The following is a 22,248-nucleotide window of genomic DNA, read 5'->3' as shown; positions in this document are numbered from 1 at the left end:
CGAGGTGTAGCGGCTGTTGTGCCTTTCCCAGTGCTGCCGGTGATTCGGCAGTCCTGCCGCGTGGGTGGCGAACTGGCGGAGCAGCGGTGACAAACCGGTTACTAAAGGCTTTGCCGCGACAAGTAATCGAACGCGCTGCCCGAATTCAGGCGACGCCAGAGCTTGTCGAAGCGGCCAAGAAGCTGATCCTGCCGGCAGAAAGGAACCATGACTTGCGCCTCATGTGGAGATCCATCGAGCGCGCAGAAAGGGCGCGCGACAACGTTGGCGATGACCTTTGGGTTCTTGGGTTTCTCAGAACGGCAACGTTGGCTGCTGAGGCCGCGCCCTTTACCAAGATACCTATGCGACGGCGGCGAACCACAGCGAACCATATTCGCAAGCTTGCCTCACAGTTCGAAACGCTCCTCAAGGTCAATGGCCTCGACTCACACGTGGTGCGACAGCCAAAGCGATTTGATGCGACCTGGCGGTTCTTCGAAGACATGAGCGAGCCGAACCAGCGTCATTGTGAGGCCGGCCGCGAGCCAAAGCTGCAGGTGTCGGCGCTTGTTCGGGCCGCTGCGGAGCGAGCTGCGAACCGGCTGGAGTGTGACCTTTACGGTGGCAAGGTCGGAAAGCGAGCCGCTGAAGTGAGGTTCTGTAGGGATCTAGTCGTGGCAATGGAACGTGATTTTGGGACGTCCCAGTATCGCGCTGTTGCGATTGCGGCGAATGCTTGGTACGCGACTGAATTTACGGAAAACAGCGTCCGGAAGCTGATGATCAGGTAGTACTCCCGTAGCGATACGGGGCAATGTTGTAGAAAATTGGTCCGACATTGTCCCGTTCAATTTTTCCAATAGCGAAGCACCTTTAGGCCACTTTCGATACAGGCCGGAGTCGGCCGAAGGTGGTTGATGTGAGTTCTTCTGTCCCACTCCCTTCCGTGGGCTTCCTGCGCTTGCGCCAGATCATCGGCGACAAGAAGGCCGGCATTCCCGCGATCATTCCTGTTGCGCGATCTACCTTCCTCGCTGGCGTGGCGGAGGGAAATTATCCAAAGCCGGTGAAGCTCAGCCCGGGTGTTACTGCCTGGCGCGTCGAGGACATCCGCCGACTTATCGAGTCAGCGGCTCCGGCCGTGGCTGGCCAGTGAGGCCGCCATGAGAAACCAAAGCAAAACCGCCCAGACCCGGCCAGCCCGAGGCGGTGGAGACAATAGGGCGCTGAGAACGCGAGCAAATCGTACCTGGAGTCGTTTGCCGTCCAACTGGCGCGATCGGCTGCCGCTTCCGGAGTGCTATTACCGCGCAACGATCAAGGGGCTTGGCACTAGCAAGACAAATGGCCAAGGCGTGGGCATCTGCCCGTTTCATGCCGATAACGAGCCGATGCTCCAAGTCGACATGGTCGGGCAGCGCGGAACATGGCACTGCCCGGTTTGCGATGCACGCGGTGACATGATCGCCTTCGTCATGAAACGTGGCAACGTGCCGTTCCCAGTTGCCATCCGCGACCTGATGGCCTTCGCCCGCCAGAGCACAGCGCGCACTACGGCCGCCGAACGGCTCGCCCAGGTTGCGGCATTGCGTCAGCAGCTAGGGAGCGACTTTTGCGGGCCGGAGGGTTCATGAGGGACTACGGCAAGGTCTCGGGAAAGTTCTGGACTGGAGAAACAGGAAAGAAGCTGATCGCGGCTGGTCACGAGGCCTTGGTCGTTGCCTTGTACCTTATGACGAGCCCGCACGCCAACATGATTGGTCTGTACTACTTGCCCCTGATCTATTTGGCGCACGACACAGGCCTGGGCATTGAAGGGGCCTCTAAGGGGCTGGCGAGCGCGATTGAAGCGGGATTCTGCGCCTATGACCAAAAGTCTGAATGCGTGTTCGTGCACGCGATGGCCAAGTACCAGATTGCCGAGGCGCTCAAACCTGACGACAAACGGTGCAAGGGCGTGGAGAACGAAATTGCGAAGCTCCCAAAGGGGGCATTGGTTCAGGCGTTCCATGACCGATATGCCGTGGTCTTTAACCTTGCTACCCTGCCAGAATCCCCTTCAAAGCCCCTCCGAAGCCAAGAGCAGGAGCAAGAGCAGGAAGCAGAGAAACAGCCTTCGTCATCGGCGGCGCCGAATGACGCCGAGCCGAGTGTCAAGCGGCAGGAGCGGGGGCAACGCCTTGCCGCGGTGACCGACGATGCCATCGAGGCGTTCAACGCCTCGAAGTTGGTCAAGCCGCACGGCGGCGCGTTGGCGACGGTAAGCGCGAAGGTCGGACGCGAGAGTCGGCAGCGGCAGGTGCAACGGTGCATCGCGGTGGCCCGCCAGATCTGTGCAGAGGACTACCAGGCCGATGGCGTCGTCGGCGAGTTCTGGGCCGACTACTGGGCCGTCGCGCACGCCGACGACTTCCACTCTGGCCGGCAGCGTGGTGGCAAAGGCCACGAGAACTGGTCCCCTGACTTTGAGTTCTTGACCCGCCCGGCGACCATGCTGAAGTTGTACGACCGCGCGACAGCGGAGACGCCGTCGTGAGGCGCGCGGACACATTGAGTAGTACCGGACGCCAGCGCATGCAGAAAACGCTTGGACTTGCTCCGGACGTCTGTTCGCCGACAGAGCGCCTTCGCGTACCACCTCAGTCCATCGATGCGGAGCAAGCTGTTCTGGGAGGCTTGATGCTCTCTCCGGACGTTTGGAGCGAAGTCTCAGATCTGCTGGTTTCGGACAGTTTCTACCGCAGGGATCATCAGATGATCTGGGGCGCAATCAAGGAGCTGGTCGAGAAGGGCTGGCCCATCGACGCCGTGACGGTAGGGGAGTGGTTCGAATCGAATAACCTTATCGAACAGGTGGCGGGCGGCGCGTACCTGCTCGAACTCGCGACCACGACACCGAGCGCGGCGAACGTCCGTGCCTATGCAGAAATCGTTCGCGACAAGGCGAGGTTGCGGCAATTGATCCACATCGGCACCCAGATGGTGAGCGATGCTTTCAACCAAGACGGGCGTGACGCGATTGAGATCATTGGTGAAGCGCAGACCGCAGTAGGCAGCCTGCTACAGACCGAGCCGTGCGAACTGGAAGGGATGGGCACGGTCCTGACCGAGATGTATCGGGACCTGGAGCGTCGCTATCACCTGCAGGGCGCGCTGGATGGACTGTCGACGGGACTGGCGGAGGTCGACCGGGTCCTAAACGGGCTAGGCGGCGGCCGCATGTACGTCATTGCTGCCCGCCCAAAGATGGGCAAAAGCACTCTCGCCCAGAACATTGCCGAGCACGTCGCATTGCAGGAGCGAAAGCAGGTCGCTTTTTTTACCTTCGAGATGCCTAGGAAAGAACTCGCAGGGCGCATGACCTGCAGCCTTGCCCTGGTGGACAACGAGCGCTATCGCACCGGCCAGCTCGAGGACGAGGATTGGACCCGCGTGACGGAAGCGATCCGCAAACTGCGTGACGCGCCGATCCGCATGTCGCAGCCGCGTAACGTCCGCGTGGAAAGCCTGGTGGCCCAGGCCCGCCGGATTCATGCCAAGCAGCCGCTCGGCTTGGTGGTTGTGGACTACCTGCAACTCCTGGATACAGCCGGCGCCGAGAACAAGAACCAAGGCATCACTGAGGTCAGTCGAAAGCTGAAACTATTCGCGGTTGAACTGGACATTCCGATCATCGTCCTGTCCCAACTCAGTCGAAAGGTAGAGGAGCGTTCTGACAAGCGCCCGATTCCGTCGGATCTTCGCGATTCTGGTGCTATTGAACAGGATGCGGACGCAGTGATCTTCATTTACCGCGACGACGTCTATGACCAGAACAGTCCCGACAAAGGCACCGCCGAGGTGAACGTTGCTTTGCAGCGTAACGGCCCGAGCGAGACCGTTCGTGTTGCCACGCGCCTGAACGTGTGCCGGTTCGACGATTTGAGGTCCGACTGGTGCCCGGCTTTTGTCCCATCGAACACACCACCGCGTCGCGGCTTCGGACGCCGCGGTGGATGAGGGTGTTCGCTGTCACGGTGAAACACTCACGCGCGCGCGCGAATGACTTTGGTAGAGGAGAAGCCTTCATAAACGCACACCAAACAGTGCCGAAACGCCGAAACACTCCTGTTCTAGAGGGGTGCGGGGCCAGAACACGCGCCGGAACATCGTGCCGGGCGAAGCGGCTTCCAGGGCGAAATCGCTGCAAGTGGCACGGCGGAGCGAGCACCGGGCCCAAGACAGCCGAGGGAAAGGCCAAAGTAGCCAAGAACCTCTTGTCGTCCGTTCGTGCGCGAGAGCCCATTGTTGAAAGCGGGGCGTAGGTGCAGCGTCTCATGAGAGCGCCGCAATGGGCGGCACCACCCGATCGGGTGATACGCGCGCTTCCGGTTTGTTTTCCGATGCAACGACACGCAGCATCGCTAAGGGCGAGGTCGCGGATGTCCGCTTCTGGCCGGTAGCGGCCACTGAGGCGAGCAACCCGAAGCCGGAGCAACGGCTTCGGACTGCTTCCGGCTGCGCGTGTGCTTGCATGCTGTGGCGCATCATTCCCGCGGCAATACCGAGTACGTAGACGTCCCAGCAATCCCTTGATTGCATCGCTGGGTGGAAGAATGTCTGCCGAAGTGCGTGGATTCGCAAACCCCTGTTGCGCTCCTAGATTAGTGGCTGTCGGAAGCGCCGACCATCGGCGCCCTACCGGCTTTCCCCACAATCTTTGAGTAAATCGTAATGAGCATTGCAAGCAAAGTCGCCATCGTCACCGGCGCATCCCAGGGTATCGGTGCCGGCCTCGTCAAGGCGTTCCGCGATCGCGGTTACCGCGTCATCGCCAACTCGCGTTCGATCAAGCCGTCCAACGATCCCGACATCCTGACGGTTGCCGGCGACATTGCCGATGGTGTCGTGGCCGAGCGCCTCGTCCGCGAAGGCGTGGCCAAGTTTGGTCGCATCGACACCTTGGTGAATAACGCCGGCATCTTCATGCTCAAGCCATTCACCGCTTTCACCGCCGAAGACTACGCGGCCCAGATCGGCGTCAACCTGACCGGTTTCTTCAACATCACCCAGGCCGCCGTCGCGGAGATGGAGAAGCAGGGCAGCGGCCATGTGGTCACCATCTCGACCAGCCTGGTCGACCACCCGATCGACGGCGTGCCGTCGGTGCTGACCTCGCTGACCAAGGGCGGGCTCAACGCCGCCACGAAGTCGCTGGCCATCGAATACGCCAAGCGCGGCATCCGCGCGAACGCCGTCTCGCCCGGCATCATCAAAACGCCGATGCATGCGCCCGAGAAGCACGCGGCGCTCGCCGGCCTGGCTCCGGTGCGTCGCATCGGCGAAGTCGACGACGTCGTCCAGGCCGTGCTGTACCTCGAGTCCGCTGGCTTCGTGACGGGCGAAATCCTCCACGTCGACGGCGGCTCCAGCGCTGGCCACTGACATCCACCAATGTCGGGCCGGATCCCGGCCCGACGTTTCTCAATCCATCAGGCGGTCAGCACACCGCACAGGAGGTTCCCGTGAACAAAGGTTATTGGGTCATTGCGTGGGGCGTCATCTCGGATCCGGTGGCGGTCGAGCGCTATGTCGCGCCTGCTACCGAGGCCATCATTTCGCACGGCGGCAGGGTCGTCGTGGGCGGCGAGCCGACGCGAACCTACGAGCAGGGGTTGGCGTCGCGCATCGTGGTTGTCGAGTTCGATAGCCTGCAGGCGGCCATCTCGGCCTATGAGAGCCAGGACTATCAGGCAACGCTGCATCATCTGGTAGGCGCGGCCACACGTGATGTCCGTATCGTCGAGGCCATCGGATGAGAACGATTGCTGTGGTTGCTCAGCGGCGGCAGCGCGTGCCATTCGTCGGCACCGTGGATGATATGAACCCCGACCATGTCGCGCGCCGGAAGGCTTACTTGCGTACCGCATGCCTTCGCGGCATGGAAAGAGACGCGTACATTCCTGGCCCGACAGAAAACGGTCAATGCGGCCGCTTCGGAGCATGGAAATGAACAGCGTGGCCATTGCAGGGTCGACCGCGCCAACAATGGTTGGCGTGGTCAGGGAAACCGCGCCCGGCGAGCGACGAGTGGCGTTGACGCCGACGGATGTGAAGCGCGTGGCGACCCGCACTAGGGTGCTCGTCGAACAAGGCGCTGGTGAGTCCGCCGGATATTCCGACGCTCACTACGTCGACGCCGGCGCTCGCATTGTCGATGCCGCGCAGATACTGACTCAGGCGGACCTGCTTCTTGCGGTGCGCCCGCCAGCGCAGCCACAGGTACTGCGACGGGGCAGCGCCCTGATATCGCTCGGCGGGCGCGACGCCGCAATCACGGAGGCGCTAGCCGCCAGTGGCGTTCTCCACCTCGGCCTAGAGCGGATTCCTCGCACGACACGCGCACAGAGCATGGATGTGCTGTCCTCGCAAGCCTCGATCTCCGGCTATGCATCGGTGATCGAGGGAGCTCGTCTGCTCGACGTGCTGCTTCCCATGTTGACGACGGCTGCCGGCATCGTGCGACCAGCGAAGATGATCGCGCTTGGCGCCGGCGTTGCCGGGCTCCAGGCCATCGCCACGGCGCGACGCCTGGGCGCGGTGGTGCACGGCTTCGATGTACGCGAGGCGGCACGCGAGCAGGTCGAAAGCCTGGGCGCTCGTTTCGTGTTTCCAGAAGTGGAGGTCTCCGCCGAAGGCAATGGCGGATATGCCGCAGCGCAGTCGGACGCGCAGCAGGAGCAATTGCGCCGCGCGCTCGCCGCGCAGATTGCCCAGATGCAGTTGGTAATCAGCAGCGCTCAGATCCCCGGAAAGCGCGCTCCGATCCTGATCGACAAACAGACTGTACATGGCATGGCGCCGGGCTCGGTGATCGTCGACCTGGCGGCGGAAAGTGGAGGTAACAGCTCCCTCACACGCGCAGACGAAATCGTCGAGGAGAACGGCGTGCGCATCTACGGACCGACAAATCTGCCCAGCCTCATGGCGACCGATGCCAGCCGGCTGTTCAGTGCGAACGTCCGCGCGTTGCTGGAGCACTTGGTCGACGCCGAGGGCCGGCTTCACCTCGATCCCGCCGACAACATCACCAGTGCGCTGGTCGCGGGGCAGGCGGCGACGCCCACTTTCCCACTTGCCGCTTGATGAGGCTCCCAACATGTCCGAAACGATCTTGATCCAACTATTTGTCTTCCTGCTTGCCGGGTATGTCGGCCTGCAGACCATCAGTCGAATCCCACCTCTGCTGCACACACCGCTGATGGCGGCAACCAACGCGATTAGTGGCATATCGCTGGTGGCCTCGCTGGTACTCGCCGGAAGCGGCGATGGCCTCATCGCGGCCATTCTCGGTGCAGTGGCCGTAGCCTGCGCCACCGCCAACATCGTCGGCGGATTCCTGATCACCGACCGCATGCTCGCCATGTTCCGGCGCGCACCTTCCCAAGACGAAGAAGAGGGCGGCGCCAGCGCCGCGGATGTATGAACGAAACTGCTATCCAAATCGCTTATCTGTTGGCCGCCTTCCTGTTCATTGCGGCGCTACGGGCGCTCGGGCGTCCAGACACTGCACGCCGCGGCATGCAGGTTGCGGCGCTGGGAATGCTGGTTGCGGTGGCCGCGACTCTGTTGCATGCCGGCATCATCAGCTATGGCTGGATCGGTGCCGGGCTGGCGGTGGGCGCACTGGCGGGATACCCCCTTGGCATGTGGGTTCCGATGACGGCGATGCCGCAGCGTATCGCCATGAGCCATGCGCTGGGAGCGCTTGCAGCGACGCTGGTCGGCATTGGCACCTATCGGCACGGCCTGGGCGCCGGCGAACTTGGCCACGGCCACATGCTGGCGCTGGGTTTCGAGGTGCTGCTCGGCGCGCTGACCGTTACCGGCAGTCTGATGGCCTTCGGCAAACTGCAGGGGCTGCTGCCGGGCCGCCCGATAACATTCCCGCTGCAGAACATGGTCACTGCGGCGCTGTTCATCGCCGCCGCAGCCTGCCTGGTTGCGTTGGTGATAGCGCCGTTGTCGGTACCGCTGTTCGTGGCGATGCTGGTGCTCAGCTTGGCCATCGGCGTAGCGGTAGTGCTGCCAATCGGTGGAGCCGACATGCCTGTGGTCGTGTCGCTGCTGAATTCCTACGCAGGCCTGGCAGCCGTCGCGACGGGCTTCGCCTTGGACAACAACATCCTGATCGTGGTCGGTGCGCTCGATGGCACCAGTGGCTTCATTCTGTCGGTGGCGATGAGCAAGGCAATGAACCGCCCGTTCCGGAACGTGCTGTTCGGGGCTTTCGGCGCCCAACCGGAAGGCGGCCAGGCGGCGAGCACCGAAGGCGGTGAGATGTCTCCGATCAATGCGGAGGATGCCGCTCTGCGGATGGCTTACGCCGAACGGGTGGTTGTCGTGCCTGGCTACGGACTGGCGGTCGCGCAAGCTCAACACCAGGCTCGCGAACTGGGTGACATGATCGAGAAGCGAGGCGGTGATGTGCGCTTTGCCATCCATCCCGTCGCCGGGCGCATGCCTGGCCACATGAATGTTCTGTTGGCTGAAGCAGGCGTGCCCTACGACAAGCTGGTGGACATGGAGGACATCAACGAGCGCTTTGCCGAAACCGATGTCGCCCTGGTGGTCGGCGCGAACGATGTAGTCAACCCTGCAGCCAACAGTGACCCGCAGTCACCCATTTACGGAATGCCGATACTGAAAGTGGCAGAGGCGCGAAGTGTCATCGTGCTCAAGCGAGGGCAGGGCGCTGGTTTCTCCGGCGTGGAAAACGCACTGTTCTTCGAGCAAAAGACCTCAATGCTCTTTGGAGATGCCAAGCAGTCCTTGATCGATCTCGGAGTGCAGGTCAAGGCCGCGTGACATCGGCGGTCATCCCGCGGAGATGCCGACGCGCGCCAGATGCCGGGCGAAAACGGTCCAACCCCAACCAAAGTCAGGAAAAACCACCATGGCAATACTCACCATAGACATGCGCAGCGGTCGCACCGACGAGCAGAAGCGCAGGTTTGCGGCGGCCATTCTCGATGCGGTCAACCGGGCCACCGGCGAACCGCGCGAGAACGTGCACCTGATCATCCACGAGAACCTTGGCATAAACCTGGTCGAGAACGGGCAGCACCTGCCGGAGATCGCGAAGCCAGTACACGAGCAATAGCGCGAATTCTGGAGACGACACCATGCCGCTGATCCAATGCCATCTTTCCACGCCGCTATCGACGGAACAGAAGCGGTCGCTCGTGACAGACCTCGTCGAGGCGACTGTCACCACACTCAATGCCGATCCGAAGACCATCACCGTCATCCTCCACGAACACCAGGCAACCAACGTTCGCGAGCTCGCCTTCCTTCCACGCGGCCCCGGGTGACGCGTTGGGGGCGTCCCCTGATCCATCCGCGGGTCGCCGACGGCGCTTGGCGACGGTCCTCGACGCGGTTGCCCGCGCAGTGGTCAAATCCCCACCGAACCCGTCCGGTTCGGTCCCGCTAGAGCATGGTGGCGTATATGGATCGCATTGAGGCCATGAAGATCTTCATCGCCGCCCTCGACGAAGGCAGCCTCGCCGGCGCCAGCCGCAGGACCGGTCGCTCGGCCGCCGCGGTGAGCCGGGCCGTTGCCTATCTCGAGGCGCACGTCGGCGTGCCGTTGCTGCACCGGACCACGCGCTCGATCAAGCTCAGCGAAGCCGGCGAACGGTATGCCGCCGCGTGCAGGAAAGTGCTCACGGACCTTGAGGAGGCGGACCGGCAGGCGGCCGGCGAGCGATCGACGCCGCGCGGGACCCTGACGATCACCTCCACCGTGTTCGTGGGCGTGGAGTTTCTGCGCCCGATCGTTGACGCGTTCATGGATGAATATCCGGCGGTCAGCGTGCGGATGCACCTGCTGGAAAGGCAGGTCAATCTGATCGACGAAGGCATGGACCTGGCGTTGCGCGTCAGCCCGCTTGCCGACTCGACGCTGGTCGCACATCGCATCGGCGAGGCACGGCGCGTGATCGTGGCATCGCCAGGCTATCTGGCGACGCACCCACCCATCAAGGAGCCATCCGACCTGGCTACTCACCAGATCATCACGATGGCGCACCTGGGCCTGGACTCGTGGAGCTTCCCGCCTCAGGAAGGATCTTCGGTTCCTCGCGCGGTCTCATTCACGCCACGGCTGGTGGTCAATAACGTGCACGCGGCGAAGGCATCTGCGGTGGAAGGGAATGGCGTGACCCGACTGTTGTCCTATCACGTCGCTTCCGAACTCGAACAGGATGCACTGCGCATCGTCCTGGCCGATGCCGAGCCGGCGCAGTTTCCGGTGCATCTGGTCTCGCCCTACGGGCGCCTGTCGGTGCCGAAGGTGCGCGCCTTCGTGGATTTCGCCACGCCGCGCCTGCGCGCGTCCTTCACAAACCTGAGTACGTAGACGCCCAGTAATCCCATCGATTGCATCGCTGGGTGGAAGAATGTCTGCCGAAGTGCGTGGATTCGCAAACCCATGCTTCGCTCCTAGATTAGTGGCCGTCGGAAGCGCCGACCGTATCGGCGCCCACCGGCTTTCCCCCACAATCTTTGAGTAAAACTAAATGAGCATTGCAAACAAAGTCGCCATCGTCACCGGCGCATCCCAGGGTATCGGCGCCGGCCTCGTCAAGGCGTTCCGCGATCGCGGTTACCGCGTCATCGCCAACTCGCGTTCGATCAAGCCGTCCAACGACCCCGACATCCTGACTGTTGCCGGCGACATCGCCGATCGTGCCGTGGCCGAGCGCATCGTCCGCGAGGGCGTGGCCAAGTTCGGCCGCATCGACACCCTGGTGAACAACGCCGGCATCTTCACGGCCAAGCCGTTCACCGCCTTCACCGCCGAAGACTACGCGGCCAACATCGGCGTCAACCTCACCGGCTTCTTCAACATCACCCAGGCCGCCGTGGCGGAGATGGAGAAGCAGGGCAGCGGCCACGTCGTTAGCATCACCACCAGCCTGGTCGATCATCCCGTCGACGGCGTGCCGTCGGTGCTGGCTTCGCTGACCAAGGGTGGCCTCAACGCCGCGACGAAGTCGCTGGCCATCGAGTACGCCAAGCGCGGCATCCGCGCGAACGCGGTGTCGCCGGGCGTCATCAAGACGCCGATGCACCCGCCGGAGACCCACGGTTTCCTGGCCGCAATGCACCCGGTGGCCCGCATGGGCGAGATCAGCGACATCGTCGATGCCGTGCTCTATCTCGACTCCGCTGGCTTCGTCACCGGCGAGATCCTGCACGTCGACGGCGGCCAGAGCGCCGGTCACTAAGCGCTGGTCAAGAGTGTTCCCGGGGCGTACCCGCCCCGGGTCCACTGCCTTGATCGGCTCATCATCGATTCGATCACCGTCTCAGAACCCAGGCATCGCCGGCGATACCGCGCAGCCAGGCGACGCCTGGCATACGCGAACGACACGAATCACGAGCAAGCAGCCCGCCTGGACGGTTGTGGCCGATGAGCGTCGGCACGACGCCGGCGTCGACGACGCGATGCAATGCACTGGGCAGAAACCTTCATTGCATTCCGCGGAAGAGTAGCTGCCGAACGACGGGGATTCAGTGCCAGTGCGCGGGCACAGACAATGTTCTCAACGAATTACCTGGGTTCCATCGCGACGCACCAGAGCTCGCATGGCGCCCGCCACCCATCATCTGCAAACCAATGAAGGACAACACTTTGAACATCATGCACGACACCAAGTTATCCAACCGCACCTCGCTACGCCTGCAAGTGGTCGCCGATGTGATCTGCCCGTGGTGCTACATCGGCAAACGCAGCCTTGATCTGGCGCTGGATCAACTCGCCGCGCAGGGCGTGGACGTCGAGATCGAATGGCTCCCCTACCAGCTCAATCCGACCATCCCGGCGGAAGGCATGGACCGCAAGCAGTTCCGCACGATGCGCTTCGGCTGGGAGAACTCGCTGGCCATGGACGCACGCGCCATCGAAGCGGGCCGTCGTTTTGGCGCGGAGTTCAATTACCAGCTCCAGACGCGCACGCCCAACACCGTGGCGGCTCACGCCCTCGCACGGCTGGCCTATGCCGAAGGCGGTGCGGCCCTGCAGGATCAAGTTATCGATGCACTGTTCACCGCCTACTTCACTCAGGGCAAGGACATCGGCGAAAACGCAGTACTTGAGCGCATCGCCGAAGAGGCGGGGATGCAGCCGGGTGCCCTGCGCCGGTCGCTGTCGACACAGGACGAGATCCGCACGTTCGACGCGGAAATCAAGGCGCGTGGTCTGAATAGCGTGCCCAGCTACCTCATGGATGGCGAGCTGCTGTTCAGCGGTTCGCAGGACATCCAGGGCTACGTGGAAATCCTTTCGCGTGCGGCGGGCCGCGCAGGCTGATTCACCGTCGAAACCGATAAGGCCGCTCCCGTCGGCGGTTTGTATCGGGATGTATCCGCCGCGGCGACGGCCAAACTTCCAGACAAGAACCTGCGTTTCGCGACATGCGCGCGATACCCGGGAAGCCCACAAATAAACCCTTCGAAAACGCAAATTGCACCGCCGGCAACACCGGCCACCTACCCAGAAAACGCTATGTCCATCACCACCAAACAACCGAACAAGCCTCTGTTATCCCGCGTCGACGGTGTGGGCCATTGGCTCGCCCCGCTTGGCCTGCGCATCCTGCTGGCCTGGGAGTTCTTCGAAGCCGGCCGCGAAAAGCTGCACGGTGAGAACTGGTTCGCCGACCTGGGCGACAAGTTCCCGCTGCCGTTCTCGCTGCTAGGTCCCAACATCAACTGGACGCTGGCCACCTGGATGGAGCTCGCCGGCAGCATCGCGCTGCTGGTGGGTCTGGGCACGCGCTACGCCGCCGCCGCTCTGTGGGTGGTGACCGTTGTGGCGATCTATGCGGTGCACTGGCCGTCCGACTGGTCGAGCCTGTCCGAGCTGTGGCAGGGCTACGCCATCAGCAACGAAGGCTACGGCAACTACAAGCTGCCACTGATCTACCTCGTGATGCTGCTGCCGCTGATGCTCAATGGCGGCGGCCGCTTCAGCCTCGACCATCTGATCGGCGCACGCCGTACGCAGGTCGCTTCCGCCACCGCTGACAACACGGCCTGGGGCCTGGTGCTGTTCGCCATTGGCCTGACCATCTCGCCGTTGTTGCCGTGGGCAGGTGGCGTGCTGGCCGTCGTAGGCATCGTCCTGATGGCATGGCGGCGGCGCCGCACCCTTCACGCGGGGCTGCTCGCGTCGGCCTGACCGTCTCGCGTCGCTCATTCCACCTTCCAACCCGAATTTGCGCCACATCCGCGGCGTAAACCTGCACGGCGGTGCCGTGCAACGCACTACCCCCCCTAACCTGGAGTAAAAGCAATGTCCCGTATCAACATCCGTAACACCACCGTTGGCGCCCTCGGCGTCGCCCTCGCCGGCCTGGCTCTCAGCGGCTCCGCGTTCGCCATGCAGCCGCTGTCGCAGGGCTACATGCTGGCCGCCAGCGACACCGCAGGTAAAGGCACCACCGTCGCCCAGAATGCCGCCAAGCCGGCCGCCACGAAGAAGACTGCCGAAGGCAAGTGCGGTGAAGGCAAGTGTGGCGACGCCTCGTTCGCAAAGAACGACAAGAACCGCGACAACTTCATCGATCGCGCCGAGTTCGAAGTCGCCGCGCCGAACCATGAAACCCTGTTCACGCAGTTCGACGCCAATGGCGATCGCAAGATCTCGGAGAAGGAAGCCTACGACTACCTCAAGCGTACCTACGCCGCCAACGGCAAGAAGATGCCGACCGGCCTGTTCGCTGCGATCCCGAAGTAAGCCACTGTCTGTGGCCATCCGCGCCCCGGAATTTTCGGGGCGCGCCCCCCTTAATGGATGGCGCGGTGGGTTGCCAACCAATCCACTCCATCCCACATCGGAGTCACGATCATGAAAACTTCACTCGAAACCTTCATCTACACCGCACACACTCACGTCACCGGCGGCCGCAACGGCGTTGGCCGATCAAGCGATGGCGAGCTCGACGTCACGCTCAGCAGGCCTGGCTCTGGTGAACCTGGCACCAACCCTGAGCAACTGTTCGGCATCGCCTATTCGGCTTGCTTCATCGGCGCCATCCAACTCGCCGCCACCGCGCGCAAGGTCCAGATGCCTAAGGACGCATCCATCGATACGGAAGTGACCCTGGGCAAGACCGCGGCCGGCGAATACCAACTGGCCGTGAAGTTGAACGTCAGCCTGCCAGGCCTTGACGAGGCGCTGAAGCGCGAGCTCGTGGAAGCCGCGCACCAGACCTGCCCGTACTCGCGCATGACGCGAGGCCACGTGGAAGTGGAGCTGGCGGTTGCCTGAGGCCGGCACAGGTCGGCAGCCCTGCCGCCGCTTCGCAAAGGCGGCAGGGGCGGTGGTTCGAGTCAGAGTGTGCGCGACTTAGGAAGACACAGACGACTCAATATGTGGACGCTGCAGTTGATGCGGATTGAAAACCATCGTCCCAAGTTCTCCGAAGGAGATAGTCTCCTCATCCTTACCTTAGGCCATAAGACGTGAATACATAATCGCGATTCTTCGCCGCCGTATGGCATGCCACACCACATTTCGCATCATTTCCCTGTGGCGGGTTGTCTGCCGTGGTTGCTGGCCTGAATTTTTTTGAGGCTGGATCGTAGATGAACGCAGCGTAGCCCCATCCATTTCCGTCCGCGAATCGCTTGCTGTCCTTCACCATGAAGTCGACATCATGCAGGGATCCGCCCACAAGAGGTTGACTAGGGGCCGCCTCGTTCTTCGTGGCGTTGTAATGAATCTTCGCCATTCTGGCGCCGTCAGGGAATGGCTTCCCATTCCCGGGAATGCCCGCCCTGTACGAATCAATCATCGCCTTGTTTCCGAGGATCACAGCCATGAGCGGTCCACTGTGGCTGATGTTGATGGCCTCCCATGACTCGTACCCTTTGAACTCAGAAATGGCGAGTCCGTCTTTGACTTTTACCGTGTACTTGTCCTGCACGGATATGGCTGCGCTGGTTGCGAGAGCGACCAAAATCAGTCCCGCCAAGGCAAACTTTGTGGTCGTAATTGCGCCTTTCATGTGTCAGCTCCTTCCTGCGATGAAGCAAAAAGGCAACGGGTTGCGCGTCGATTGAGGCACGACTCAATTCCGCCGCCGAAGCATCAGAAAACCTCGGCGCATGCGCAACGATCTTGTCGGGCCCACCGAGGCCTGGCCAGCCCCGGCGGGAAACCTGCTTTGTGCGACTAGAGCGGTACCAATGTCACTGACATGCCGATCTTGTCACTGCCGCAGCGATCTGAAGGCCGCGCGAACGTCTTCTGTGTAGAGCTCTGGCTGCTCCCACGCCGCGTAGTGGCCGCCTTTGTCATGCTTCTTGTAGTAGACAAGTTTGGGATAGGCTTTCTCCGCCCAGTTCCGAGGAGCCTGGATAACTTCGTCCGGAAATGCGCTGAAGGCGACCGGGATCATCACGTGCTTTGCGGCGAAGAAAGCGGACTTGTTCTCCCAATAGATGCGAGCTGATGAGACAGCCGTGTTTGTCAACCAGTACAGGGTGATGTTGTCGAGGATGTCGTCTCGTGTGAGCCCTTCGGACCCGCCCGCAAACACCCGCGAGATCAGAGCATAGCTGCGGTCATCGTGGTCGATCATCCATGCGGCCAGGCCAACAGGAGAATCGGCGATCGCATACATCGTTTGCGGACGAGTCGACATCTCCTGGGCGTAGCCCAGCCCATGCTGGTACAAGGAACCCAGCCGCTCGCATGCCAGCCGCTCTTCCGCCGACAGGCCCGCCGGCAGCGGACCACCGCTTTGGACGGCCTTGTCGATCTCCGGAGGCACCATGAAAGGCCAAGTGAGATGGACGCCGACCAGCTCAGGAGGTGCCTGCGCGGCCATCACATCGGAGACCATTGCGCCCCAATCGCCGCCTGAGGCCGCGAACCGGGAGTACCCAAGACGTTTCATGAGCGCAACCCACGCTTTCGCGATGCGATCTGGCCCCCAACCCGGGTCGGCCGGCTTGCCGGAGAACCCGTAGCCCGGCAGGGACGGAATGACCACATGGAAAGCGTCTGATGCCTTTCCGCCATGCGCGGTTGGATTGATCAGCGGGTCAATGATCTTCATTTGCTCAATGATCGACCCCGGCCAGCCGTGGGTGACGATGAGCGGCATGGCATTTTCATGCTTCGACCGAGCGTGGATGAAATGAATGTCGAGTCCGTCGATCTCCGTAACAAAATTCGGTAGCGCGTTGATTTTGGCCTCGACCTTGCGCCAATCGTAATCCGTCGCCCAGTAACGGGCGAGATTCTGAACTGTCGCGAGCTGCACGCCCTGAGATGGATCTTTTACGGTTTCCCTTTCAGGCAAGCGCGGGGCAGAAACGCGCCGGCGGAGCTCATCCAGCTCCTCTTGTGGCGCGTGGAAGGTGAACGGACGGATGGCTCCGTCGTCAGCCGCCTGGCGCGTGGCGAGCCCCTCGGCGGCACGGGTTTCAGTGTCGGAAGTGTTCATGGTATTGGCGTAGAGAATAGGAAGTGCAAGGGGGCCGGCAGAGAGCGCGACAGCAGTACGAATAAGGAAGTGGCGCCGAGCCGGCGACGGCGGTACTGCGCCGCATGATCGATCAGGCGGAATGCAGCGCTTGTCCCACGTGGGTGGCGGCAGCGAAGTCTTGAATGTCATAGGTTTGGCCTTTGCGTGAGTAGCGGAAGCCCACGCCCGCGATTCGCGCCGAGCACGAAGATGCGGTTGCAGATGGGCCCGCACAGTTCGTCGGCTGCGGCATGGCTCGCAGTTCCATGTGCACCACATGCGCCGTCATCAGACGCGCATCATCGCGGCAAGTCGATTGCACATTGGTATAGGTCGCTTTGGGTGCGTGGCATGAGTCGTGCCAATGCGTGGCGAATGTCGACACCAAAGTACTGTGGACGGACGGAGCTTGGGGCCGGCATCCTGCGCTCCATGGGAGCCCGACTTTACAGAGGGTCAACCACGGACAGATCATGTTAGTCACGGTGGTCGATGACGATCAGTCGATCCGTGAGTCCTTGCCTGAACTGGTGAGGGAGTGCGGGTACGCGGTCAGCGTGTTCCCTTCCGCCGAGGCATTTCTGGCATCCGATCTCGTCAACGAGACCCGTTGCCTGCTCCTCGACGCTTTCATGCCAGGAATGGGAGGCTTCGACTTGTTGATCGAGCTGCGAGAGCGCGGGAACAACACGCCCATCGTCTTCATCACCGGACGAAGGGACGAAGCCATTCGTGCGAAGTTGCTGGCACACGGTGCGCGGGCTTGCCTGTTCAAGCCGTTCAGTGATGCGGAGTTGCTATCTGCCCTGAAGGCCGCGATGGACGAACCAGTGGGGTGAGCGATGTCAGGTTCTAGGCGCGTCAAAGAAGAACTGCCATCGCCGACTCTCCAAGCAGAGCCAATCGTTTACGTCGTCGACGACGATGTCTCGGTGCGCGAGTCGCTCAAATCGTTTCTCGAGACTGCTGGGCTGTGCGTACACCCGTTCACATCGGCCTGGGACTTCCTCGCCACGCCGCTCCCCCAGGTGCCCGGCTGTCTCGTACTTGATGTGTCGCTGCCGGACCTCAATGGCCTCGAACTCCAGCAGCGGATCGCAGGCGATCGCGCCGACCTTCCGATCGTATTCATAACCGGGTGTGGTGACGTGCCGATGACAGTGAGGGCCATGAAGGCAGGGGCAATCGAGTTTCTGACCAAGCCGCTGGACACCGATGCACTGCTGCGAGCCGTGACGGACGCCATCGAACTGAGCCGGCGGGCGCTTGCGGATGCGGCGGAAGCCTCGAGTATCCACCGAGCCTATGCAACCCTAAGTCGCCGCGAACGACAGGTAATGGCCCTCGTGGTATCGGGTCTGTTGAACAAGCAGGTCGCCAGCGAGCTCAGTATCAGCGAGATCACCGTGAAAGCCCATCGGGGAAAGGTGATGCACAAGATGGGTGCGCGTTCGCTGGCCGACCTGTTCAGCATGGCGCTGGTGCTTAAGCTGCACCAGTCACCCGCGCCACCGGATGCCCCCGCTTGTTAGCGCAATTCATTTTCGCTTGGTGCTGGGCCCGTTCCTCCGCGAGCAAGAACCATGCCTGAAATATTGCTGTCGTCCGTTGCCTGCGGCCGACGCAAAATGGGACAATTATTGTGTCGCCGGAGGGTTCGGCGTCCCGCACCACCGGGCGGTGAGTTCACGTAGACCTTTCGTGGATCACTCCAATGCTGCAAGACGTTCTTCTGCTGGCAACGGTGAGCGATATTGTCGGTGTGTTGGATCTTTTGCCGACGATGGCATGGACCGCACTTCCCGATGGCCGCATCGATTTCGTCAATCGGTGCTGGATCGACTACACCGGGTTGGCTTTCTGTACTCCCGGCACATGGGGGACGCAGACCGCCGTCGACTCGGCTGACATCCCGAAGATTCGCGAGCGCTGGCGATCGATACTCGCGTCTGGCGCTCCCGGTGAGATGGAAGCGCGACTGCGGCGCGCCGATGGGCGACTGCACAGGTTTCGGATCGACGCGTCGCCGGTGCGCGATGGCGCCTCTCATATCACCATGTGGTGCGGCGTAGCCAACGAAGTCAAAGGCCCGCGGGTCACGGATCGACCTGACGAAAACCCTGATAGACGGAGCGCGGTTGAAAAGTCCGCCACTCGAGAGCGGAATCTCGAAGAGTTCATCAACAGCATTCCTGCGATGGCGTGGTCGGCCGGGCCCGATGGATCGCCCGAGTTCTTCAATCGACACTACCTAGACTACGTGGGCCGCCCGTTTGAAGCGATGACGGGCCGAGGCTGGCAGGACTCCGTGCATCCGGATGACCAGGCGGAGTTGGCTGCTACCTGGAAGAGAATGCGGGAGTCTGAGCAAGCCGGTGAAGCCGAAGCGCGGCTGCGTCGTCATGATGGCCGTTACCGCTGGTTCCTGTTTCGCGCGAGTCCTCTACGGGATGACTGCGGACGAATCGTCAAATGGTGCGGCATCAATACCGACATCGATGATCGCAAGAATGCGGAGGCCGAACTCCGACGAAGTGAAGCCTTCCTCGCGGAAGGCCAGCACCTTGCCAGGATGGGCAACTTCTGCTGGCGCGTCGCCACGGGCGAGTTTGCCTGGTCGGAGCCGCTGTACCGGATCTTCGGACTTGAGCCGGGTACACCCATCACGGTCGATAACTCTAGGGCGCGTGTTCATCCGGACGACATCCAGTTGTTGGGGCGACTGATTGAAGCCGCGCGTAGCGGTGCGACTGGCTTCGAGTACCAACACCGGTTGTTGATGCCGGACCGGTCCATCAAGCACGTGCACGTAATCGCACATCGGGCCGACTGTTCGGGGCAGATCGAGTACATCGGCGCGGTCCTCGACATCACGCAACGCCGGCTCGCTGAAGCAGCGCTCAACGAGGCCCGTTCCGAACTCGCGCATGTCGCCAGGATTTTGAGTCTGGGCGCTCTGACGGCGTCGATCGCGCACGAAATCAATCAGCCGCTGTCGGGAATCGTCACGAATGCCGGAACTTGCATGCGTATGCTGGCCTCGGATCCGCCCAACGTATCGGGTGCCCGCGAATCCGCGCAGAGGATCATCCGAGATGGAAATCGTGCGGCCGAAGTGGTTGCGAGGCTCCGGTCGCTGTTCAGCAGAAGTCCTCCCTTGATCGAAGCGATTGACCTCAACGCGGCGGCCGCGGAGGTCATCGCCATGCTCAAGGACGATCTCGACAAGATGCGCGTGAGCGTGCGAACCGATTTCGATAACTCGGCGTCGCGAGTCGGCGGTGACCGCGTCCAGCTCCAGCAGGTTGTCATGAACCTGCTGCGCAATGGAGCGGAGGCCATGAGTGACGTTCACGACCGCCCGAGGTTGCTCACCGTCACAACCGAGTGCGATGGGGATGCCACCGTTCGCCTGACGGTGAGAGACGTCGGTACCGGGTTGGGTCGGGAAGTTTCAGAGCGGCTCTTCGATGCCTTCTACACCACGAAGCGCGAGGGCATGGGCGTGGGCTTGGCGGTAAGCCGATCCATCGTGGACAGCCACGGAGGGCGAATTTGGGCCCAACGCAACGACGACTTCGGTGCTTCTTTTGCCTTTACGATTCCCATATATGTCGAGGGCGCACGTCTGACTGCGCCGCCTTGAGTTGTCCATTCAAAATTTCCGACGGCGACCCAGCCGATGATCACCCTTCCGGGTGATGCAGCGATGCCCGACCCTCCATCCATCCTGGAATCCCGGAGCTGGGTCGACGAACAGGTCGATGCGTTCGTATTGATACTAAGGTCCAATCGCCCAGACGATTTAGGTCTGGTGAGATCGGCGGGGCTCCCAGGAGGGGCCCGTCATGAATACGAACCATCATTTCGGAATTCTTGCCTTGGCGGCCCTTTCGGGGCTTGCGGCGTGCACGAGGACGCCAGCCACGGCCGAGCCAGCCAAAGCCCAGGAACCCATGAAGCAGGAGTCCACGGCGGACGAGCCGGGCGCGCCCGGGCACACGCCATACGCGAACATGCCGAAGATCGCGCCGATCGGCGTCCGAATCGGGAAGCATTTCGACGTACCGGCCGGCGCACGCGGGCCAGAGGTCGATCCTGCGAAGGGCTATCGTCTGCAGGATCTTGGGAACGGGCTGTACATGGTGACGGACAACATCTACCAGTCGATGTTCCTGGTCTACGACAAGGGCGTTGTCGTTGTCGACACTCCGCCCAACTACGCCGCCAACCTGCCCAAGGCCATCGCAGAGGTTACCGACAAGCCGATCACCCACCTGATCTACAGCCATGCGCACAAGGACCACATCGGCGGGACCAAGGCCCTTGGCGTAAAGCCGATCATCATCGCTCAGGAGGAGACGGCTCGGCTGCTCAAGCGCGACAACGATCCGGACCGTCCGCTGCCAACGGTTACCTTCAAGGACAAGTACACGCTGGAGGTCGGCGGCAAGCGTTTGGACCTGTCCTATCACGGCAACGCGCACCTTCCTGGCAACATTTTCATCAGTGCGCCGGAGCAGAAGGTGCTGATGGTGGTCGACGTGGCGTTTCCGGGGTGGATGCCCTGGCGTCGATTTGCCGTCGCCCAGGACGTGCTCGGGTCAATCGCGCAGCTCGACGAAATCGCCAAGCTGCCGTGGGAGACGCTGGTGGGCGGGCACGTCGCCCGCACGGGAACCCACGCCGACGTGGACATGCAGGTCGAGTTCTACAAGGACTTGAAGCAGGCGGCCGGACAGGCGCTGTCGTCAACAAAGCCGGGCGAGGGCGTCAATCCGGAGGACATGAACAATCCGTGGGCGGTGTACGACGACTACATCGACCGGGTGGTGGTGCAATGCATGAACACACTCGCGCCCAAGTGGTCGACCAAGCTGGCCGCGTACGACGTGTGGATCTGGGATCAGTGCTACTCGATGGAGCAGACACTGCGTATCGAATGACAAGCCGAGCCGCGAAGCGGCTTCGGCTTGAATGAATTGCTAGGCCGCGGACCGGCGACTTGTGACCTAAATTGCCATTCTCATGCGAGAGACTGGAACTTGGGTCACCGCCCCACCGGAGCCTCCACCATGAAACTCAATCTGCTCGTCACGGCACTTCTTGCTTCCGGCATTGCGCTCACCGCTCCCGTTTTCGCCCAGGAGGCCTCGGCTCCAAAGACCGCAAAGCCGCAGCGGGCCACGGATGCCCCGGACCAGATCCGGCTCACGAAGGTCTCGCCGGAGTATTGGCGCGTCACGCTCCATAACCCTCCGTACAACCTCTACGGCCCGAACACGATGCCCCAGTTGAACAAGGTCGTGACCGCAATGGAGACCGATCCGAACGTCAGGGTCGTGGTGTTCGAGAGCGATGTGCCGGACTTCTTCATGACTCATTACGACTTCGTGCCGCCGCTAGCCGAGTCCACCAGCCTGCCGCCGGGCAAGACCGGCCTGCCGCAATTGCCGGACATGCTGGTGCGCATCAGCAAGGCGCCGGTCGTGTCGATCTCGAAGATTCGCGGCCGCGCCACCGGCGTCGGTAGCGAACTGGCCCTGGCGACCGACATGCGCTTCGCCAGTCGCGAGAAAGCCAAGCTGTCGCAATTCGAGATCGGCGCCGGCTTCGCGCCGGGCGGCGGGCCGTCGGCACGTCTGCCGCGCCTGATAGGCCGCGGTCGCGCGCTGGAAGTGCTGATGACCGGCAGCTACCTCGACGGCGAACTCGCCGAGCGCTACGGCTACGTCAATCG

Annotated in this window: 26 protein-coding genes; 24 read left to right on the top strand and 2 right to left on the bottom strand. The window is 62.1% G+C overall.

The window, feature by feature from the left end; translation table 11 throughout:
- Positions 1-86 precede the first annotated feature (86 nt).
- The 19 genes from ACXJJ9_RS12760 (at position 87) to ACXJJ9_RS12670 (ending at position 14,302) form a co-directional block, all read left to right on the top strand.
- Positions 87-773, top strand: coding sequence for a hypothetical protein (locus ACXJJ9_RS12760; RefSeq protein ID WP_457097537.1), 687 nt, complete (start codon positions 87-89; stop codon positions 771-773).
- A gap of 155 nt (positions 774-928) precedes the next feature.
- Positions 929-1,138, top strand: coding sequence for a helix-turn-helix transcriptional regulator (locus ACXJJ9_RS12755; protein ID WP_457097536.1), 210 nt, complete (start codon positions 929-931; stop codon positions 1,136-1,138).
- 103 nt (positions 1,139-1,241) lie between these two features.
- Positions 1,242-1,616, top strand: a complete 375-nt coding sequence (locus ACXJJ9_RS12750; protein WP_457097535.1) for a CHC2 zinc finger domain-containing protein — start codon at positions 1,242-1,244, stop codon at positions 1,614-1,616.
- A complete protein-coding gene (locus ACXJJ9_RS12745; protein WP_457097534.1) occupies positions 1,613-2,518 on the top strand; it encodes a hypothetical protein in 906 nt (301 codons plus the stop codon). Before ACXJJ9_RS12750 ends, ACXJJ9_RS12745 begins: the two co-directional genes overlap by 4 nt.
- 38 nt (positions 2,519-2,556) lie before the next feature.
- Positions 2,557-3,981 carry a replicative DNA helicase gene (dnaB, locus tag ACXJJ9_RS12740; protein ID WP_457097533.1) on the top strand — a complete coding sequence of 475 codons (1,425 nt, stop codon included), beginning with the start codon at positions 2,557-2,559 and terminating at the stop codon, positions 3,979-3,981.
- Positions 3,978-4,286, top strand: coding sequence for an HGGxSTG domain-containing protein (locus ACXJJ9_RS12735; protein ID WP_457097532.1), 309 nt, complete (start codon positions 3,978-3,980; stop codon positions 4,284-4,286). The genes dnaB and ACXJJ9_RS12735 overlap by 4 nt, the downstream gene beginning before the upstream one ends.
- A 409-nt stretch (positions 4,287-4,695) precedes the next feature.
- Complete coding sequence (locus ACXJJ9_RS12730) at positions 4,696-5,406, top strand: SDR family NAD(P)-dependent oxidoreductase (RefSeq protein ID WP_457097531.1); 711 nt, start codon at positions 4,696-4,698, stop codon at positions 5,404-5,406.
- An 80-nt stretch (positions 5,407-5,486) separates the two neighbouring features.
- On the top strand, positions 5,487-5,780 hold the full coding sequence (locus tag ACXJJ9_RS12725) for a DUF1330 domain-containing protein (protein ID WP_457097530.1): 294 nt from the start codon (positions 5,487-5,489) through the stop codon (positions 5,778-5,780).
- Between the two features lie 190 nt (positions 5,781-5,970).
- Complete coding sequence (locus ACXJJ9_RS12720; RefSeq protein ID WP_457097529.1) at positions 5,971-7,107, top strand: NAD(P) transhydrogenase subunit alpha; 1,137 nt, start codon at positions 5,971-5,973, stop codon at positions 7,105-7,107.
- A 13-nt stretch (positions 7,108-7,120) separates the two neighbouring features.
- A complete protein-coding gene (locus ACXJJ9_RS12715) occupies positions 7,121-7,447 on the top strand; it encodes an NAD(P) transhydrogenase subunit alpha (protein ID WP_457097528.1) in 327 nt (108 codons plus the stop codon).
- On the top strand, positions 7,444-8,829 hold the full coding sequence (locus ACXJJ9_RS12710) for an NAD(P)(+) transhydrogenase (Re/Si-specific) subunit beta (protein WP_457097527.1): 1,386 nt from the start codon (positions 7,444-7,446) through the stop codon (positions 8,827-8,829). Before ACXJJ9_RS12715 ends, ACXJJ9_RS12710 begins: the two co-directional genes overlap by 4 nt.
- A gap of 88 nt (positions 8,830-8,917) precedes the next feature.
- A complete protein-coding gene (locus ACXJJ9_RS12705) occupies positions 8,918-9,124 on the top strand; it encodes a tautomerase family protein (RefSeq protein WP_457097526.1) in 207 nt (68 codons plus the stop codon).
- 22 nt (positions 9,125-9,146) lie between these two features.
- Entirely contained in the window at positions 9,147-9,335 is a 189-nt protein-coding gene (locus ACXJJ9_RS12700) for a tautomerase family protein (RefSeq protein ID WP_457097525.1), read from the top strand.
- A 155-nt stretch (positions 9,336-9,490) separates the two neighbouring features.
- The gene (locus ACXJJ9_RS12695) at positions 9,491-10,384 is read left to right on the top strand and encodes a LysR family transcriptional regulator (RefSeq protein WP_457097524.1); all 894 of its coding nucleotides are present in this window, start codon (positions 9,491-9,493) and stop codon (positions 10,382-10,384) included.
- 160 nt (positions 10,385-10,544) lie between these two features.
- A complete protein-coding gene (locus tag ACXJJ9_RS12690; protein WP_457097523.1) occupies positions 10,545-11,255 on the top strand; it encodes an SDR family NAD(P)-dependent oxidoreductase in 711 nt (236 codons plus the stop codon).
- A 392-nt stretch (positions 11,256-11,647) separates the two neighbouring features.
- Positions 11,648-12,340 (top strand): DsbA family oxidoreductase, encoded by a 693-nt coding sequence (locus ACXJJ9_RS12685; RefSeq protein ID WP_457097522.1) that lies wholly within the window; start codon positions 11,648-11,650, stop codon positions 12,338-12,340.
- 195 nt (positions 12,341-12,535) lie between these two features.
- On the top strand, positions 12,536-13,210 hold the full coding sequence (locus ACXJJ9_RS12680; RefSeq protein ID WP_457097521.1) for an HvfX family Cu-binding RiPP maturation protein: 675 nt from the start codon (positions 12,536-12,538) through the stop codon (positions 13,208-13,210).
- 114 nt (positions 13,211-13,324) lie between these two features.
- Positions 13,325-13,768: an HvfA family oxazolone/thioamide-modified RiPP metallophore gene (locus ACXJJ9_RS12675; protein ID WP_457097520.1), complete on the top strand. Its 444-nt coding sequence runs from the start codon at positions 13,325-13,327 to the stop codon at positions 13,766-13,768.
- A 111-nt stretch (positions 13,769-13,879) separates the two neighbouring features.
- Positions 13,880-14,302, top strand: coding sequence for an organic hydroperoxide resistance protein (locus ACXJJ9_RS12670; protein ID WP_457097519.1), 423 nt, complete (start codon positions 13,880-13,882; stop codon positions 14,300-14,302).
- Positions 14,303-14,477: 175 nt separating this feature from the next.
- Here the strand turns inward: ACXJJ9_RS12670 and ACXJJ9_RS12665 are convergent, their stop codons facing one another.
- Together ACXJJ9_RS12665 and ACXJJ9_RS12660 are read right to left on the bottom strand one after the other, a co-directional pair.
- Positions 14,478-15,041, bottom strand: coding sequence for a cytochrome P460 family protein (locus ACXJJ9_RS12665; RefSeq protein ID WP_457097518.1), 564 nt, complete (start codon positions 15,039-15,041; stop codon positions 14,478-14,480).
- Positions 15,042-15,245: 204 nt separating this feature from the next.
- Positions 15,246-16,487, bottom strand: a complete 1,242-nt coding sequence (locus ACXJJ9_RS12660; protein ID WP_457097517.1) for an epoxide hydrolase family protein — start codon at positions 16,485-16,487, stop codon at positions 15,246-15,248.
- Between the two features lie 494 nt (positions 16,488-16,981).
- Between ACXJJ9_RS12660 and ACXJJ9_RS12655 the strand changes: the two genes are divergently transcribed.
- From ACXJJ9_RS12655 to ACXJJ9_RS12635, 5 genes are all read left to right on the top strand, one after another.
- Positions 16,982-17,347: a response regulator transcription factor gene (locus tag ACXJJ9_RS12655; protein WP_457097516.1), complete on the top strand. Its 366-nt coding sequence runs from the start codon at positions 16,982-16,984 to the stop codon at positions 17,345-17,347.
- A gap of 3 nt (positions 17,348-17,350) precedes the next feature.
- Positions 17,351-18,040, top strand: coding sequence for a response regulator transcription factor (locus ACXJJ9_RS12650; protein ID WP_457097515.1), 690 nt, complete (start codon positions 17,351-17,353; stop codon positions 18,038-18,040).
- A 182-nt stretch (positions 18,041-18,222) separates the two neighbouring features.
- Complete coding sequence (locus ACXJJ9_RS12645; RefSeq protein WP_457097514.1) at positions 18,223-20,154, top strand: PAS domain-containing protein; 1,932 nt, start codon at positions 18,223-18,225, stop codon at positions 20,152-20,154.
- Positions 20,155-20,356: 202 nt separating this feature from the next.
- Positions 20,357-21,454, top strand: coding sequence for an MBL fold metallo-hydrolase (locus ACXJJ9_RS12640; RefSeq protein WP_457097513.1), 1,098 nt, complete (start codon positions 20,357-20,359; stop codon positions 21,452-21,454).
- 129 nt (positions 21,455-21,583) lie between these two features.
- Positions 21,584-22,248: enoyl-CoA hydratase/isomerase family protein (locus ACXJJ9_RS12635; RefSeq protein ID WP_457097512.1), on the top strand; the 665-nt coding region annotated here is incomplete at its 3' end.

It is taken from the genome of Lysobacter sp. P5_B9, assembly GCF_054049835.1.
The sequence above is the reverse complement of the archived record's forward strand: the minus strand, read 5'-3'. Positions and strand labels throughout refer to the sequence as shown.

What these genes read in the sequence shown, in the direction of transcription:
- ACXJJ9_RS12745 (WP_457097534.1), top strand. Translation starts at nt 1,613, where the DNA reads ATGAGGGACTACGGCAAGGTCTCGGGAAAGTTCTGGACTGGAGAAACA.
- dnaB (WP_457097533.1), top strand. Translation starts at nt 2,557, where the DNA reads ATGCAGAAAACGCTTGGACTTGCTCCGGACGTCTGTTCGCCGACAGAG.
- ACXJJ9_RS12735 (WP_457097532.1), top strand. Translation starts at nt 3,978, where the DNA reads ATGAGGGTGTTCGCTGTCACGGTGAAACACTCACGCGCGCGCGCGAAT.
- ACXJJ9_RS12730 (WP_457097531.1), top strand. Translation starts at nt 4,696, where the DNA reads ATGAGCATTGCAAGCAAAGTCGCCATCGTCACCGGCGCATCCCAGGGT.
- ACXJJ9_RS12720 (WP_457097529.1), top strand. Translation starts at nt 5,971, where the DNA reads ATGAACAGCGTGGCCATTGCAGGGTCGACCGCGCCAACAATGGTTGGC.
- ACXJJ9_RS12715 (WP_457097528.1), top strand. Translation starts at nt 7,121, where the DNA reads ATGTCCGAAACGATCTTGATCCAACTATTTGTCTTCCTGCTTGCCGGG.
- ACXJJ9_RS12710 (WP_457097527.1), top strand. Translation starts at nt 7,444, where the DNA reads ATGAACGAAACTGCTATCCAAATCGCTTATCTGTTGGCCGCCTTCCTG.
- ACXJJ9_RS12705 (WP_457097526.1), top strand. Translation starts at nt 8,918, where the DNA reads ATGGCAATACTCACCATAGACATGCGCAGCGGTCGCACCGACGAGCAG.
- ACXJJ9_RS12700 (WP_457097525.1), top strand. Translation starts at nt 9,147, where the DNA reads ATGCCGCTGATCCAATGCCATCTTTCCACGCCGCTATCGACGGAACAG.
- ACXJJ9_RS12695 (WP_457097524.1), top strand. Translation starts at nt 9,491, where the DNA reads ATGAAGATCTTCATCGCCGCCCTCGACGAAGGCAGCCTCGCCGGCGCC.
- ACXJJ9_RS12690 (WP_457097523.1), top strand. Translation starts at nt 10,545, where the DNA reads ATGAGCATTGCAAACAAAGTCGCCATCGTCACCGGCGCATCCCAGGGT.
- ACXJJ9_RS12685 (WP_457097522.1), top strand. Translation starts at nt 11,648, where the DNA reads ATGAAGGACAACACTTTGAACATCATGCACGACACCAAGTTATCCAAC.
- ACXJJ9_RS12680 (WP_457097521.1), top strand. Translation starts at nt 12,536, where the DNA reads ATGTCCATCACCACCAAACAACCGAACAAGCCTCTGTTATCCCGCGTC.
- ACXJJ9_RS12675 (WP_457097520.1), top strand. Translation starts at nt 13,325, where the DNA reads ATGTCCCGTATCAACATCCGTAACACCACCGTTGGCGCCCTCGGCGTC.
- ACXJJ9_RS12670 (WP_457097519.1), top strand. Translation starts at nt 13,880, where the DNA reads ATGAAAACTTCACTCGAAACCTTCATCTACACCGCACACACTCACGTC.
- ACXJJ9_RS12665 (WP_457097518.1), bottom strand. Translation starts at nt 15,041, where the DNA reads ATGAAAGGCGCAATTACGACCACAAAGTTTGCCTTGGCGGGACTGATT.
- ACXJJ9_RS12660 (WP_457097517.1), bottom strand. Translation starts at nt 16,487, where the DNA reads ATGAACACTTCCGACACTGAAACCCGTGCCGCCGAGGGGCTCGCCACG.
- ACXJJ9_RS12655 (WP_457097516.1), top strand. Translation starts at nt 16,982, where the DNA reads ATGTTAGTCACGGTGGTCGATGACGATCAGTCGATCCGTGAGTCCTTG.
- ACXJJ9_RS12650 (WP_457097515.1), top strand. Translation starts at nt 17,351, where the DNA reads ATGTCAGGTTCTAGGCGCGTCAAAGAAGAACTGCCATCGCCGACTCTC.
- ACXJJ9_RS12645 (WP_457097514.1), top strand. Translation starts at nt 18,223, where the DNA reads ATGCTGCAAGACGTTCTTCTGCTGGCAACGGTGAGCGATATTGTCGGT.
- ACXJJ9_RS12640 (WP_457097513.1), top strand. Translation starts at nt 20,357, where the DNA reads ATGAATACGAACCATCATTTCGGAATTCTTGCCTTGGCGGCCCTTTCG.